General features: G+C 75.6%; 11 protein-coding genes and 1 pseudogene. 5 read left to right on the forward strand and 7 right to left on the reverse strand.

Going from position 1 to position 14,791, the window contains the following annotated elements:
- Positions 1-41: 41 nt before the first annotated feature.
- From F1641_RS04795 to F1641_RS04805, 3 genes are read left to right on the forward strand one after another with little or no spacing between them, the layout of a single operon-like run.
- Entirely contained in the window at positions 42-1,508 is a 1,467-nt protein-coding gene (locus F1641_RS04795) for an amino acid permease (RefSeq protein ID WP_194903207.1), read from the forward strand.
- Between the two features lie 7 nt (positions 1,509-1,515).
- Positions 1,516-3,393 (forward strand): ABC transporter ATP-binding protein, encoded by a 1,878-nt coding sequence (locus F1641_RS04800; protein WP_194903208.1) that lies wholly within the window; start codon positions 1,516-1,518, stop codon positions 3,391-3,393.
- On the forward strand, positions 3,386-4,570 hold the full coding sequence (locus F1641_RS04805) for a winged helix DNA-binding domain-containing protein (protein WP_194903209.1): 1,185 nt from the start codon (positions 3,386-3,388) through the stop codon (positions 4,568-4,570). Before F1641_RS04800 ends, F1641_RS04805 begins: the two co-directional genes overlap by 8 nt.
- Positions 4,571-4,594: 24 nt before the next feature.
- On the opposite strand, the gene F1641_RS22925 is transcribed toward F1641_RS04805, so the two are convergent.
- Positions 4,595-6,022, reverse strand: a complete 1,428-nt coding sequence (locus tag F1641_RS22925) for a CoA transferase (protein ID WP_194903210.1) — start codon at positions 6,020-6,022, stop codon at positions 4,595-4,597.
- 330 nt (positions 6,023-6,352) lie between these two features.
- Between F1641_RS22925 and F1641_RS20985 the strand changes: the two are divergent.
- Positions 6,353-7,191 (forward strand): annotated as a pseudogene (locus F1641_RS20985) (GGDEF domain-containing protein).
- Here the strand turns inward: F1641_RS20985 and F1641_RS04825 are convergent.
- The 6 genes from F1641_RS04825 to F1641_RS04850 all read right to left on the reverse strand — a co-directional run bounded on the left by F1641_RS04825 (position 7,188) and on the right by F1641_RS04850 (position 14,139).
- Positions 7,188-8,105: a PhzF family phenazine biosynthesis protein gene (locus F1641_RS04825; protein ID WP_194903213.1), complete on the reverse strand. Its 918-nt coding sequence runs from the start codon at positions 8,103-8,105 to the stop codon at positions 7,188-7,190. The pseudogene F1641_RS20985 and the gene F1641_RS04825 overlap by 4 nt on opposite strands.
- A 5-nt stretch (positions 8,106-8,110) precedes the next feature.
- Entirely contained in the window at positions 8,111-8,533 is a 423-nt protein-coding gene (locus tag F1641_RS04830) for a nitroreductase/quinone reductase family protein (RefSeq protein ID WP_194903214.1), read from the reverse strand.
- Between the two features lie 45 nt (positions 8,534-8,578).
- On the reverse strand, positions 8,579-10,627 hold the full coding sequence (locus F1641_RS04835) for a 3-hydroxyacyl-CoA dehydrogenase NAD-binding domain-containing protein (RefSeq protein ID WP_194903407.1): 2,049 nt from the start codon (positions 10,625-10,627) through the stop codon (positions 8,579-8,581).
- A 181-nt stretch (positions 10,628-10,808) separates the two neighbouring features.
- Positions 10,809-12,029: a thiolase family protein gene (locus tag F1641_RS04840; protein WP_309225394.1), complete on the reverse strand. Its 1,221-nt coding sequence runs from the start codon at positions 12,027-12,029 to the stop codon at positions 10,809-10,811.
- Between the two features lie 81 nt (positions 12,030-12,110).
- Entirely contained in the window at positions 12,111-12,773 is a 663-nt protein-coding gene (locus tag F1641_RS04845) for a TrkA family potassium uptake protein (RefSeq protein WP_194903215.1), read from the reverse strand.
- Positions 12,766-14,139 (reverse strand): potassium transporter TrkG, encoded by a 1,374-nt coding sequence (locus F1641_RS04850; RefSeq protein ID WP_206690475.1) that lies wholly within the window; start codon positions 14,137-14,139, stop codon positions 12,766-12,768. The genes F1641_RS04845 and F1641_RS04850 overlap by 8 nt, the downstream gene beginning before the upstream one ends.
- 316 nt (positions 14,140-14,455) lie before the next feature.
- Between F1641_RS04850 and F1641_RS04855 the strand changes: the two genes are divergently transcribed.
- Entirely contained in the window at positions 14,456-14,734 is a 279-nt protein-coding gene (locus F1641_RS04855) for a MerR family transcriptional regulator (RefSeq protein ID WP_206690476.1), read from the forward strand.
- Positions 14,735-14,791 lie beyond the last annotated feature (57 nt).

The following is a 14,791-nucleotide window of genomic DNA, read 5'->3' on the forward strand; positions in this document are numbered from 1 at the left end:
ACCCTGGGCGACGGCCTGACCGCTCGTGAGAGGACGGGACGATGACGACGGGCACCGAGGGCACCCCACCCGGACCGGCCGCACCAGACGGCCACGGCGGGCACGGCGGCCCGGGCCTGCAGAAGGGCCTGAGCCAGCGGCACCTCACGATGATCGCCATCGGCGGCGTCATCGGGGCCGGCCTGTTCGTGGGCTCCGGAGAGGTCATCCGCAGCACCGGGCCGGGCGCCTTCCTCACGTACGCCCTCACCGGCGTCCTGGTGATCATGGTGATGCGGATGCTGGGCGAGATGGCCACCGCCAACCCCGGCACCGGCTCCTTCAGCGACTACGCCCGCTCCGCCCTGGGCGACTGGGCGGGCTTCTCCACGGCGTGGCTGTACTGGTACTTCTGGGTCATCGTCGTCGGCTTCGAGGCCGTGGCCGGCGCGCGGATCATCAAGGAGTACACCGGGCTGCCGCTGTGGCTCATCGCGCTGGTGCTGATGGTCCTGATGACGGTGACCAACCTGGTCTCGGTGCGCTCCTTCGGGGAGTTCGAGTACTGGTTCGCCGGCATCAAGGTCGCCGCGATCGTCCTGTTCCTCGTGCTCGGCGGCGCCTTCGTCCTCGGTCTGTGGCCCGGCCAGCCGATGGACTTCTCCGGCCTCACCGCCGCGGGCTCCACCGAGGCCGGCGAGGGCAGCGGGCTGTTCCCGCTCGGCGTCGGAGCCGTCTTCTCGAGCATCGTCGTCGTGGTCTTCTCGATGGTCGGCGCCGAGATCGCCACCATCGCCGCCGCCGAGTCCAAGGACCCGGTCAAGGCCGTGGCCCGGGCCACGCGCAGCGTCGTCGTGCGCGTGGCCATCTTCTTCGTCGGGTCGATCTTCCTGCTCGTGTGCATCGTCCCGTGGGACTCGGAGGAGCTGCGGGTCTCGCCGTACGCCTCGGCCCTGGCCGTGATGGGCATCCCGTACGCGCCGCTCGTGATGAACCTCGTGGTGCTCACCGCGGTGCTCTCGTGCCTGAACTCCGGCCTCTACACCGCCTCGCGCATGCTCTTCGTGCTCGCCGAGCGCCACGAGGCCCCGCAGGCCCTGGTGCGCCTGGGCCGCGGCGGGGTGCCGCGCGCCGCCATCCTCACCTCGACGGTGGTCGGGTTCCTGTGCGTCGTCGCGGCGGCCATCGACCCCGAGGGCGTCTTCCTGTTCCTCCTGAACTCCTCCGGCGCGGTGATCCTGTTCGTCTACCTGCTGATCTCCGTGAGCCAGCTGGTGCTGCGCCGCCGCACCGACCCGTCGCGCCTGGTGGTGCGGATGTGGGCCTACCCGGTGCTGACGATCGTCACGATCGTGGCCATCGTCGCGATCCTCGTGGCGATGGGCCTGGGGGCGGACACCCGCACCCAGCTGCTCCTGAGCCTGGGCAGCTGGGCGGCCTTCCTCGTGCTGTTCGCCGTCACCGCGCCGTGGCGCCGCCGGGCCCGGGAGCGCCAGGAGTCCCGGGAGCGTCAGACCCGACCCGCATGATGAGCGGGTGAGCATCGAGGGGACCGCCTGGAGCGTCCTGTACAAGTCGGCCTACGGCCAGCAGGACCAGCGCCCCTTCTCCCGCGAGACCCTCCGCCGGGTCATGGCCTTCGCCCGCCCCCACCGCGCGCGCATCCTGCGCTTCCTCGTGGTGGGGGTGGTGCTCGCCGTGCTGACGGTCGCCACGCCGCTGCTCGCGGGCCGGGTGGTGCAGGCCATCACCGACGGCGCCGCCCCCTCCGTGGTGGTGGGCCTGGCGGCGCTCATCGCGCTGATCGCCGTCCTGGAGGCGGGGGCGAGCATGCTCAGCCGCTGGCTCTCGGCCAACCTCGGCGAGTCGGTCATCCTCGACCTGCGCACCACCGTCTACGACCACGTGCAGCGCATGCCTGTCGCCTTCTTCACCCGCACCCGCACCGGTGCGCTCGTCAGCCGGCTCAACAGCGACGTGATGGGCGCGCAGCGGGCCTTCAGCGACACGCTCGTCGGCATCGTCTCCAACACGGTCACGCTGCTGCTGACGCTCGGGGTGATGCTCGCCCTGTCGTGGCCGATCACCCTGCTCAGCCTCGTGCTGCTGCCGCTGTTCCTGCTGCCCGCGCGGCGGGTGGGGCGGCGCCTGGCCGGGCTGCAGCGCGAGGCCGCCGGCCACAACGCCGCCATGACCGACCAGACCACGGAGAGGTTCTCCGCCGCGGGCGCCACGCTGGTCAAGCTCATGGGAGACCCGGCCCGGGAGTCCGCCGAGTACGCCGGCCGCGCCGAGCGGGTCCGCGACATCGGCGTCCGCACCGCGATGGTGTCGTACTCCTTCGTCACCGCCCTGGTGCTCGTCTCGGCCCTCGCGCTGGCGCTGGTCTACGGCCTGGGCGGCTTCCTGGCCCTGCGCGGGACCCTCGAGGCCGGCACCGTGGTCAGCCTCGCGCTCCTGCTCACGCGGCTCTACTCCCCGCTCACGGCCCTGGCCAGCGCGCGGCTCGACATCATGCAGGCGCTCGTGAGCTTCGAGCGCGTCTTCGAGGTGCTCGACCTCGAGCCCCTGGTGCGCGAGCGCCCCGACCCGGTCCCGCTGCCCGAGGGCCCGCTCACCGTGGAGCTCGACCGGGTCTGCTTCTCCTACCCCTCCGCCGAGCAGGTCTCCCTGGCCTCCCTCGAGGACGTCGCCGTCCTCGACCCGCGCGGCGGCACCCAGGTGCTCCACGGCGTCTCCTTCCGCGCCGAGCCCGGCCAGGTCGTCGCCCTCGTCGGCTCCTCGGGCGCGGGCAAGTCGACGACGGCGTCGCTGCTGCCCCGCCTGTACGACGTCGACACCGGCGCGGTGCGCCTCGGCGGCGTCGACGTGCGCGACCTGTCCTTCGCCGACCTGCGCTCCGCCGTCGGCGTCGTCACGCAGGACGGCCACCTCTTCCACGAGACGCTGCGCTCCAACCTGCTCCTCGCAGCGCCGGGGGCCAGCGACGCCGACGTCTGGTCGGCGCTGGAGCGGGCCCGGCTCCGCGACGTCGTCGAGGCGCTGCCCGACGGCCTCGACACCGTCGTGGGGGAGCGCGGCTACCGCCTCTCCGGCGGGGAGCGCCAGCGCCTCACCATCGCCCGGCTGCTCCTGGCCTCCCCGCGCGTGGTCGTGCTCGACGAGGCCACCGCCCACCTCGACTCCACCTCCGAGGCCGCCGTCCAGGCCGCTCTCGGCGAGGCGCTCGCGGGCAGGACGGCCCTCGTGATCGCCCACCGCCTCTCGACCGTGCGGCAGGCCGACCTGATCCTCGTGGTCGAGGGCGGCCGCGTCGTCGAGCGCGGCACCCACACCGAGCTGCTGGCCGCCGGTGGCCGGTACGCCGAGCTGCACCGCACCCAGTTCGCCGACGAGGAGCCCACCCGTGCCTGAGGCCTTCCCGGCGGTGCCCGCGCCCGTCGCCGACCTGACCCCCGACGACGTCGCGCGCCTGCGCCTGGTCTCGCAGAGGCTCGTCGCCCCGCCCGGACCCGGCGGGGGCGCCGGGCTGCCCGAGGACCCCGCCGCAGCCGTCGCGCACCTGCTCGCCGTCCAGGGGCAGGACCTGCCCGCCTCGCTGGTCGCCGTGGCCAGCCGCACGCCGGAGCGCGACGCCGACGCGGTGCGGGCCGCGCTCGACGACGGCGCGGTGGTGCGCACCTGGCCGATGCGCGGCACCCTGCACCTGCTGGCCGCGCAGGACGCCGCGTGGATGACGCGCCTGCTCGGGCCGCGCGCCGCACGAGCGGCGTCCAAGCGCTGGCTCGACGCCGGCCTCGACGACGCCGCCTTCGACCGCGCCAGCGCCGTCGCCGCCGAGCGGCTGGCCGGCGGGCCCGCCAGCCGCGACGCCCTCGGCGAGGCGTGGACCGCCGCGGGCTTCGAGCCCGGGACCGCGACGACGTACCGCCTGCTCAACGGGCTGGCCACCCGCGGCGAGCTGGTCCTCGGCCCGACGCAGGGCACCGGCGGCCCGGGGGGCCGGTTCGAGCAGCTCGTCGCCCTGGCCAGCACCTGGCTGCCCGAGGGCTCACGGCCCGGTGACTATGCGAGCGACGACCCAGACGACGTGCTGCTCGCCGACCTCGCCGGGCGGTACGCCGCCGGCCACGGCCCCGTCTCGGTGGCCGACCTCGTCCGGTGGACCTACCAGACCGCCGGCGTCGCCAAGGGGGCCCTGGCCGCCGCGGCGGCGCGGGGCCGGCTGGTGACCGTGACCTGCGAGGGGCGCACCCTCGTCGGCGGTCCCGAGCTGGCCGGGCTGGTGGCCGACCTCGACGCCGTGCGCGAGCGCACCGCGGAGGTGCTGCTGCTGGCCGCCTTCGACGAGGTCGTCCTCGGGTACGCCGACCGCAGCGCCGTGCTCGACCCGGCGCACGAGGTGCTCGTCGTGCCCGGGGGCAACGGGGTGTTCAGGCCGGTCGTCGTGGCCGACGGGCGCGCGGTCGGCACCTGGGCGCGGACCGGCCGCCACCGCGACCAGCTGGCCGTCGAGCCCTTCGGCGACCTCGCCCCCGGGGTCCTCGACGCCGCGCACGAGGCGTTCTCGCGGCTGCCGCTACCGGAGTGACCGGCCCGGTGCCGCGCGCGGGCGTCAGCGGGGCAGCCACTCCGCGGCGGTGCGCACCGGCCCCGACGCCCACGGCGCGGCCCCCAGGGGCCGCACCACGGTGAGGGCGCCGTCGGGCGAGGGCACCTCGACCAGGTAGCGCTCGGCCTGCGGGGCCTCGGCCGGCGGCGGCTGGGGCGCGTCGGAGGCGGAGACGACGGCGTTGGCCAGCAGCCAGCGCGCCTGGGCCGCCAGGGAGGTGCTGGCGTGCCACGTGCCGCCGTCGCGGCGCAGGGCGAGCGCGCGCAGCACCGCGGCGGCCAGCAGCTGGCCCGCGGCGTGGTCGAGCGCCTGCACCGGCAGGGCCCCGGGCCGCCCGTCGGCGCCACCGGACATCACCGCCACTCCTGAGGCGGCCTGCACCAGGGAGTCGAAGCCGCGGCGGTGGGCCCAGGGCCCCTGCTCGCCCCACGCCGACAGCGAGGCCACCACCAGATGGGGGTGGCGCTCGGCGAGGGACGCCTCGTCGAGGCCGTGCCGCGCCAGCGCTCCGGGCCGGTAGCCGTGCACCAGCACGTCGGCGCCGGCCAGCAGCTCCTCCAGGCAGGCCCGCCCCGCGGGAGCGGCCAGGTCGAGCTCGCAGCACCGCTTGCCCGGGCCCGTCTCGAGCCACTGCTCCGGCAGCTCGGGCAGGTGGGGCGGGTCGACGCGCAGCACGTCGGCGCCGTGGGCCGCCAGGGCCCGCGTGGCCGTGGGCCCGGCGATGACCCGGGTCAGGTCGAGCACCCGGGCGCCCTCGACGCCCTCAGCCCCCGACCCGACCCCCGACCCGGCCCCCGACCCGGCCCCGCCGCGGGCCCGCTGCGCCGCGCCGTCGCCGACCCGGCGCAGCGACACCAGCGGCGACCGCGCCACGGCGGCACCCATCGGGGTGGCCGACCACTCCTGCGGCGTGCGGACCGCCACGGCCAGCCCGCCCGCGGCGGTGACGACCTCCTCGACGTCGAGGGCGGACCGCTCGGCCAGGGCCGCAGCGAGCCGCGGGGAGGTCGCCTCGTCACCACCGCCGGCGTCCAGGCCCAGGGCCGCCAGCAGCGCCGCGCGGTGGTGGGGGTAGTTGGCGTGCGTGCGCACCCAGCCGTCGCTGGTGGGCCAGGCCCGCGACAGGGGCGCGAAGCCGCCGGCCCGGGGGACGCCGTCGACGCGCAGGTGCCGCTCGCTGCCGAACTCCACGCCGACGTGGGCGGCGTCGAGGTGGAGGTACTGGTCCGCCAGCTCGCCGGGGGCTCCCCGTGAGCGCAGCTCCCGGGCGGCCAGGAGGTGCGCCACCGCCGTCCCGACGGCCAGCTGGCCGACGGGCAGCGGACCGCCCAGCCCGGCGCTGCCGCGGGCCCGGACGCGGTCGACCGCGTCCGGGGCTCCGAGGAGCTCGGCCCAGACCTGCGCCAGCAGAGGGACGGCCACGCACGACATCCTGACCCGCGCGAGCCGAGCCGGCCAGCGACGCCGGGGCAGCCCGCACGAACGGGTGCCCGGGGCTCCTGGCTGCTCCAGGTGGGGGTGGGACCTGCCGAGACAGTCCTCGTGGACGCCTTCGCCCCCCGCCGCCCCGAGGAAGCAGCCCGGTGGTTGTCGGTGCTCGTCCTCCTCGCCGCGGTGCTGCTGGTCGTCGTCACGCCCCTGACCGCTGAGCTGAGCCCCCTCGTGCTCGCCGTCACCGCCGCCTGCGCGGCCTTCTGCGTCGGGCTGGTGGTGCTGGTGCGCCGCGGCTGGCGCCCCGGCGCGCTGCCCTGGCTGCTCTGCATGCTGGGGTCGTCGGGCCTCATCCTCGCCAGCAACCTCGTCACCCGGGACGCGTCCGCTGCCGGGCAGCTCTACTTCCTGCTGCCCGCGGTGGCCTCCGCGGCGCAGCTGCGCCCCCTGGGCGCGTGGCTGGTGGCCGGAGCCTGCTCCGCCGCCGAGCTGGTGCTCGTCCTGTCGCTGCTGGAGCCCCCGGCGTCCCTCGTGGACTGGGCGAGCCTGACGGTGTTCACGGCCATCTTCGTGGCGCTGCTCAGCCGCGCCGCGGACCGCCAGGAGGCCCTCCTGGAGGTCCTGCGCCGGCAGGCCGCGATCGACCCGGTGACGGGGCTCCTCACCCGCCGCGTGCTCGACGAGGCCCTCAGCACGGCTCTGCGCTCCGGGGCGGACCCGACAGCTCCGTGCCCGGGCACGGTGCTGATCATCGCCGACCTCGACCACTTCAAGAGCGTCAACGACGCCACGGCCACCCGGTGGGCGACGCCGCGCTCTCGCACGTGGGGCGCCTGCTGGTGGGAGCCGCCGGGGCGGAGGCCGTGGTGAGCCGCCTCGGCGGTGACGAGCTGGCGGTCCTGCTGCCGGGCGCCACCCCGCTGACCGGTCTGCTGTGCAGCGAGCGCGCCGTCGAGGCCGTGCGCTCCACGCCGCTCGAGCTCCCCGACGGCGGGACGCTGTCCCTGACGGTCAGCATCGGCGTGGCCCACAGCCCGGTCGACGCCCCCGACGTCGAGTCGCTGTACCGCGCTGCGGACGCCGCGCTGTACGAGGCGAAGCGGGGCGGGCGCGACCAGGTGGCGGTGGCCGGCCGGACCGGCGGCCCGGTCCTCAGCCCGAGCTCCTAGAGCGCGACGGTGCCGCTGACCCCCACGACCGTGTCGCCGCCGACCCAGACCTGGCCTTCGGCGTCGCGCTCCACGCGCACCCGTCCGCGACGGCCCAGCGCCGTGCCCTGGGCAGCGGTGTAGCGACCGGGGAGCACGGCGGAGCCGTCACCGGCGAGCCGGTCGGAGCCCGGCGCGGTGAGCCACTGGCCCAGGCCGGCGTTGAGGCTGCCCGTGACCGGGTCCTCGTGCCAGGGCCCGTCGTCGCCGCCCTCGCGGGTGAAGGCCCGCACCTCGACCGCGGCCCCGTCGGGGCCGGTGCCGTCGGGGTGGGGCCCGACCAGCCCGACGTTCGCCGGGCCGCCCGCGCCCGGGCGGGGCGCCGCGGCGAGCACCGCGGCGGCGTCGCGGAGCCGGAGCCCGACCCAGCCGGGGCCGTTGTCGACCCAGGCGGCGTCGACCACGGCGTCGTCGTCGAGCCCGAGGGCGGCCGCGGCCGCCACGACGTCGGCGTGCCGGACGGGCCCGCTGCGCAGGAGCGGGGGAGCGGCGAAGGCGAGGAGCTCGCCCGTCCCGTCGGGCCCGGCGCCCCGGCGGACGCGCACGAGGCCGGCGCCGCACTCCTGGACGACGACGCCCCCGGTGCGGGGCGCGCCCCCGGCGGCCAGCCAGGCCCGGGCGCTGCCGAGCGTCGGGTGCCCGGCGAAGGGCAGCTCGCGCCCGGGCGTGAGGATGCGCACCCGGTAGTCGGCCCCGCCCGCGGCGCCCTCGGCGGTGGGGGCGAGCAGGAAGGTCGTCTCCGCGAGCTGGGTCCAGCGGGCGAAGGCGCGCAGCGCGTCGTCGTCCAGCCCGTCGGCGTCGTGGACGACGGCGACGGCGTTGCCGTAGGAGAGGTCGGCCGTGAAGACGTCGACCTGGCTGAAGCGGCGGGCCACCGCGCTCAGCGCCGCTCGAGCAGCAGCACGGGGATGACGCGCGGGGCGGCCTTGACCTCGTAGTCGGCGAAGCCCGGGGAGCGGCGCTTCTGCTCCTCCCACACCTCGTCGCGCTCGGCGCCGGTCAGCTCGCGCACCCGGACGGCGACCTCGGCGCCGCCGTGCTCGCCGCCCACCTCGACGGTGGTCTCGGGGGAGGCGAGCAGGTTGGCGTACCACTCGGGGTGCGTGGGGGCGCCGGCCTTGCTGGCGAAGACGGCGAAGCCGTCACCGACGGCCTGGTAGACGAGCGGGGCGACGAACTCGGCTCCGGTCTTCCGCCCGCGGTGGTGCACGAGGATCATCGGCGCCCCCTCGAACGGAGGGCCGACGCGGCCCCCGTTCTCGCGGAACTCCCGGATGACGCGCGTGTTGAAGTCCTCAGCCACGCGCCCAGCATGCCCCTGCCCGCCCCGGCACCGCCTGCGCCCCCCTCAGGCGGGGACCGAGGCGGCGCCGCGGGGCAGGAAGCGCTGACCGGTGACCCGCTCGGCCACGCCCGACCTGTCGAGCAGCGGCAGGATCCCGCCGAGGTGCGCCGGCCACCCGGCGCCCAGCTGCAGGCACAGGTCGATGTCGCGCGGGTCGGCGACGACGCCCTCGTCGAGCATCCGGCGGGCCTCGTCGGCGAGCACCGACAGCACCCGCTCCCGCACCTGCTCGGCGCTCGAGGGCGAGTCCCCGAGCACGAGCAGCTCCTGCGCCTGCGGCGTCAGGGTGCGCGACCCGTCCTCGTAGACGCCGGGCAGCCCGGCCTCCACGATCCGGCGCAGGTTCTCCGAGACCGGGAACCGCTCCGGGAAGGCCTCGTGCAGCGACTCCGCGACGTGGAGCGCCACGGCGGGGCCCACGAGGCGCAGCAGCTCGAAGTTGCTCATGGGCAGGCCGAGGTCGTCGAGGGCGCGCTCGGCGACCTCGACCGGCGTCCCCTCGTCGACGACGACGCTGGCCTCGCTCATGAACCGCGTCAGCAGCCGGTTCACCACGAACGCGGGCGCGTCCTGCACGAGCACGCACGACTTGCGCAGCCCCTTGCCGACGGCGAAGGCCGTGGCGAGCGTCGCGTCGTCGGTGGGGGTCTCGCCCGTGGTCCGGACCACCTCCACCAGCGGCATCACGGCCACCGGGTTGAAGAAGTGGAACCCGACGAGGCGCTCGGGGTGCTCCAGCACGGACGCCATCGCGGTCACCGACAGCGAGGAGGTGTTGGTCATGAGGACGCAGTCCTCGCGCACCACGCGCTCGACGGCGCGGAACACGTCCTGCTTGACGGACAGCTCCTCGAACACCGCCTCGATGACCAGGTCGGCGTCCCCGAACGCCTCCGCGGTGTCCGTGGTGCCGGAGACGTTCGCCGTGAGCCGCTGCGCCGCGCCGGGCGAGAGCCGACCCTTGGCGGCGAGCTTCGCGATCTCGCCGTGCACCCAGGCGACGCCCCTGGCGACGCGGGCCTCGTCGAGGTCGGTGAGCACGACGGGCACCTTCAGCTGGCGGGCGAAGACCAGCGCGAGCTGGCTCGCCATGAGTCCCGCGCCGACGACGCCGACCTTGCCGACGGGCCGCGCCAGCTTCGAGCTGGGGGCGCCGGCGGGCTTCTTGGCGCGCCGCTGCACGAGGTCGAAGGAGTAGACCCCGGAGCGGAACTCGTCGGTGAGGATCAGCTCGGCCAGCGCGTCGTCCTCGGCGGCGAAGGCGGCGTCGCGCGCGCCCTCGGGGGCGTCCGGTCCGGAGTCGGTGCGGGCGCGGGCCAGCAGGTCCAGCGCCCGGTAGGGGGCCGGTGCAGCGCCGTGCAGCTTCGCGTCGACGGCTGCGCGCGCGGCGGCGAGCACGCCGTCCCACCGCTGCTGGTCGCGGTCGACCTCCGGCCGCTCGACGGTGGTCTCGCCGCTGACCACGCGGGCGGCCCACGCCAGGGACTCCTCGAGGAAGTCGGGGGAGTCGAGGACGACGTCGACCAGGCCCAGCTCGCGGGCCTGCTGCGCCGTGAGCGTGCGCCCCTGCGCGAGCGGGTTGGCGACGACGACCTGCACGGCCTTCTCGACGCCGACCAGCGCCGGCACCAGGTGCGTGCCGCCCCACCCCGGGACGAGGCCGAGCGCCACCTCGGGCAGCCCGATGCCGCGGGCCGTCGACGACGCGGTGCGGTAGGTGCAGTGCAGCGCGACCTCGAAGCCGCCGCCGAGGGCAGGGCCGTTGACGAAGGCGAACGACGGCACGCCGAGCTCCCCGAGGCGGCGCAGCTGGGCGTGCCCCAGCTCCGCGATGCCGCGGGCCTGCCCCGGGGTGCTGATGCGGGCGACGTCCTTGAGGTCGGCGCCGACGGCGAAGACGAACGGCTTGCCGGTGATGGCGACGGCGACGCACGGCCCCTCGGCCACGAGGGCCTCGACCTCGTCGAGGGTGGCGCGCAGCTGCAGCAGCCCGGCGGGGCCGAGCGTGGTGGGCCGCGAGAAGTCGTCGGGGTCGTCGGGGGTGTTGTCCATGGTGATCAGCGCGATGGTGCCCGCGCTGGAGCCGCGCTTCGGGTCGAGCGGCACCTCCTGCCAGGGGAAGTGCGTCACGCGCTCCCCGCCGGCGGGGTCGACGAGGTCCTCGGGCGCACCGCGCCCCCGCCGCCGCTGTCGAGGCGGGCCCGCTCGGGCTGGGACTGCACGGTCTGCTCGCTCACGCCGCCTGCTCCTTCGACCCGGTCGTCCCGTCGTGGTTCGGGTTCTCCCACAGCACCGCACCGCCCTGCCCCAGGCCCACGCACATCGCGGTCAGGCCGTAGCGGACGTCGGGGCGCTGGGCGAACTGCCGCGCCAGCTGCGTCATGAGGCGAACCCCCGAGCTGGCCAGCGGGTGGCCGACGGCGATCGCGCCGCCCCAGGGGTTCACGCGCGGGTCGTCGTCGGCGATGCCGAAGTGGTCGGTGAAGGCCAGCACCTGCACGGCGAAGGCCTCGTTGAGCTCGAAGAGCCCGATGTCGTCGATGCTGAGACCCGTCTTGGCCAGCAGCTTCTCGGTCGCCGGCACCGGCCCGATGCCCATCACCGAGGGGTCGACGCCGGCGAAGGCGAAGCCCGCCATGCGCATCGCCACCGGCAGGCCCAGCTCGGCGGCGGTCTCGCCGGAGGCCATCAGGCACATCGTCGCGCCGTCGTTCAGCCCGGCGGCGTTGCCGGCGGTCACGCGGCCGTGGGGGCGGAACGGCGTCTTCAGGCCCGCCAGCTGCTCCACGGTGGTGCCGGGGCGCGGAGGCTCGTCGGCCGTGGCCAGCCCCCAGCCCTTCTGCGCGTGGCGGGTGGCCACGGGCACCAGGTCGGGCTGCACGTCGCCCCGCTCGTACGCGGCGGCGAGCTTGGCCTGTGACGCCGCGGCGAACGCGTCGGCGCGCTCGCGGGTCAGCTGGGGGTACCTGTCGTGGATGTTCTCGGCGGTGCGGCCCATGACGAGCGCGTCGCCGTCGACCACGCGGTCGGCCACGAAGCGCGGGTTGGGGGCGAAGTTCGCGCCGAGGGGGTGGCGGCCCATGTGCTCGACGCCGCCCGCCAGGACGACGTCGTAGGCGCCGGCGGCGATGCCCGACCCCGTCGTCGTCACCGCGGTCATGGCCCCGGCGCACATCCTGTCGATGGCGAAGCCGGGCACCGACTGCGGCAGGCCCGCCAGCATGCCGGCGCTGCGGCCGAGGGTGAGGCCCTGGTCGCCCTCCTGCGTGGTGGCGGCGACGGCCACCTCGTCGATCCGCTCGGGCGGCAGGCCGGGGTTGCGCCGCAGCACCTCGCGCAGGAGCCGGACGACCATGTCGTCGGCGCGGGTCTGCGCGTACATCCCCTTCTCGCCGGCCCTGCCGAACGGCGTCCGCACGCCGTCCACGAACACCACGTCGCGCCCCTGGAGCACGCCGACCTCCTCGTCGAGCCTGATGACGAGTTACACGGTACCCGCGGTACCGGGTTCTGGCCAACGGCCCGGTGCGCCCCCTCAGTCGAGCTCGACGAAGCGCTCCACGTCGGACGGCTTGCCGGCGATGACGATGACCGAGCCGTAGCTCAGCACCGTGTCGTACCCGGCGTGCGTGTACTGGCCGGAGCCCTCGGGCTTCACCGACACGACCGTCACCTTGTGCCTGCTGCGCAGCTTGGACTCCCCGAGGGGGATGCCCACGAGGTCGCGCGGCGGCTTGGTCTTGGCCAGCACCCACTGGGGGCCCAGCTCGACCCAGTCCTGCATGCGCCCCGCGACCAGGTGGGCCACGCGCTCGCCCATCTGCTGCTCGGGGAGCACCACGTGGTGGGCGCCGACCCGCCGCAGGATCGTGGCGTGCTGGTCGGACAGCGCCTTCGCCCAGATCGTGGGCACCTCGAGGTCGACGAGCACCGCCGTCGTGATGATGCTCGCCTCCAGGTGCGTCCCGATGCCCACGACGGCGCGGGGGAAGTCCTGGATGCCGATCTCGCGCAGCGCCTCGGGGTTGGTGGTGTCGGAGGTCACCACCTGCGGCAGCACGCCCGACAGCGACTGGACGACGTCGGCGCGGGCGTCCACGCCGATCACCTCGGTGCCCCCGCGGTGCAGCTCCAGGGCGAGGGCGGAGCCGAAGCGGCCCAGGCCCAGGACGGCGACGGGGTCTCTGCGACTAGCCAACGATCATCCGCTCCTCGGGGAGGTGGTGGAGCTTCGCGCGCTCGCGCAGGGCGAGCGCCGACGCCAGGGTGACCGGCCCGATGCGGCCGATGTACATGAGGACCACGATGACGATGTGCGCCGGGGTCGGCAGGTCGGCCGTCACCCCGCTGGACAGGCCCACCGTGCCGAACGCCGACACGGCCTCGAAGAGGACGACGTCGGTGGGCTGGTCGGTGGTGGCGTGCAGCGCCAGCGTGCCGACCGCCACGATGCCGATGCCCAGCAGGGCCACGGCCAGGGCCTGGCGCTGGGTGGCCGCGGGCACGCGCCGCCGTCCGACCTCGACGTCCTCGTCGCCGCGCAGCTCGGCCCACAGCACCGCGGCCAGCAGGCCGAAGGTGGTGACCTTGATGCCGCCGGCGGTGCTCGCCGAGCCGCCGCCGATGAACATGAGGACGTCGGTGACGAGCATCCCCTCGGGCGTCAGCTGGCTGATGTCGACGGCGTTGAAGCCGGCGCTGCCCGCCATCACGGCCATCGTGAACGCCCCCATCACCTCGTCGCCGATGCCGAGCCCGCCCAGGGTGCCGGGATTGGGGACCTCGAAGACGGCGAGCAGCGCCGTGCCCACCGCCAGCAGCCAGAACGTCACGGTCACGGTGATGCGCGTCAGCACCGACCACGAGCGGGGGTGGCGCCAGCCCCCGTTGCGGAACCCGCCGCGGGCCAGCTCGAACACCACCGGGAAGCCCAGGCCGCCCAGCAGCGTGGCCGCGCAGATGACGAGCAGGGTGGCCGGGTCCTCGGCGTAGCGGACCAGGCTGTCGCTCGACAGCGAGAACCCGGCGTTGTTGAACGACATCACCGCGTAGAAGACCGCGCGCCAGGCGGTGCGCAGCACCGGCTCGCCGTCGAGCAGCGCCCACTTCAGCCACAGCAGGACGGCGACGACGGCCTCGCTGGCGATGCTGAAGAGGAACACCGTGCGGACCACCGTGCGGACGTCGCCGGCGCTCAGCGAGCGCGACTCGGCCTGCGCCACCAGCCGCGCGCGCAGCCCCAGCCGGCGGGAGAGCACCAGGGCGATCAGGGTCGCCGCCGTGGTGATGCCCAGGCCGCCCAGCTGCACCAGCAGCATGAGCACCACGTGGCCGTAGGTGGTCCACGAGCTGCCCGTGTCGACGATGGACAGGCCCGTCACCGACACCGCCGACGTCGCGGTGAAGACGGCGACGACGACGTCGGAGCGCCCGTCGGTGTGCGCCCACGGCACGGACAGCAGGAGCGTGCCGACCGCGATCGCCGCCGCGAAGCCCCCCGCGATCACCCGGCCGGGGTGCGGGGCACCGCGGCGGGTGGCGTTGCGGGCCGGGCTGTCGGGCACGGGCGCCCACACTGCCAGAGCCCCCGGTCCCTCGGCGTCGTCCTCCCGGGCGACCCGCCGCCCCGCCGTCCGCCCCTTCCCCGCGACGATCACGCACCTGAGCGCCGCCTCCGGTCTGCTGCGACCGTCGATGTGGCGCTGAGGTGCGTGATCGTCGCGGGGGATGGGTGGCTGCTGCGGCGATCACGGGCCCGCGGAGGCACCGCCCCAGCAGGCGCTCCCGGAACCCCGTGATCGGTGCCCGGAACCCCGTGGTCGGTGCCGCTGGCGCTGCGGGCTTGACCCTGACGCGGCGTGAGGCACCACGGTGGTCCTCGTGACCGAACAGCACGGGGACCAGCCCGGTGACCACCTGACCGTGGGGCGCGTCGCCGAGGCGACGGGCGTCAGCGTCAGGGCGCTGCACCACTACGACGCCGTCGGCCTCGTCCGGCCCTCCGGGCGCAGCGCCGCCGGGTACCGCCTGTACGCGCCCGACGACGTCGAGCGCCTGCGGACCGTCGTGGTCTACCGCCGGCTGGGGTTCTCCCTGGAGGAGGTGGCGGACCTGCTGGCGGCCGACGGCTCGGGGCAGCTCGAGCACCTGCGGCGTTAGCGCGACGCGGTCACGGCCCGGCTGCAGGAGGACACCGCCCTCCTCGCAGCGATCGAC

It is taken from the genome of Quadrisphaera sp. INWT6 (assembly GCF_015390235.1).
GTDB lineage: Bacteria > Actinomycetota > Actinomycetes > Actinomycetales > Quadrisphaeraceae > Quadrisphaera.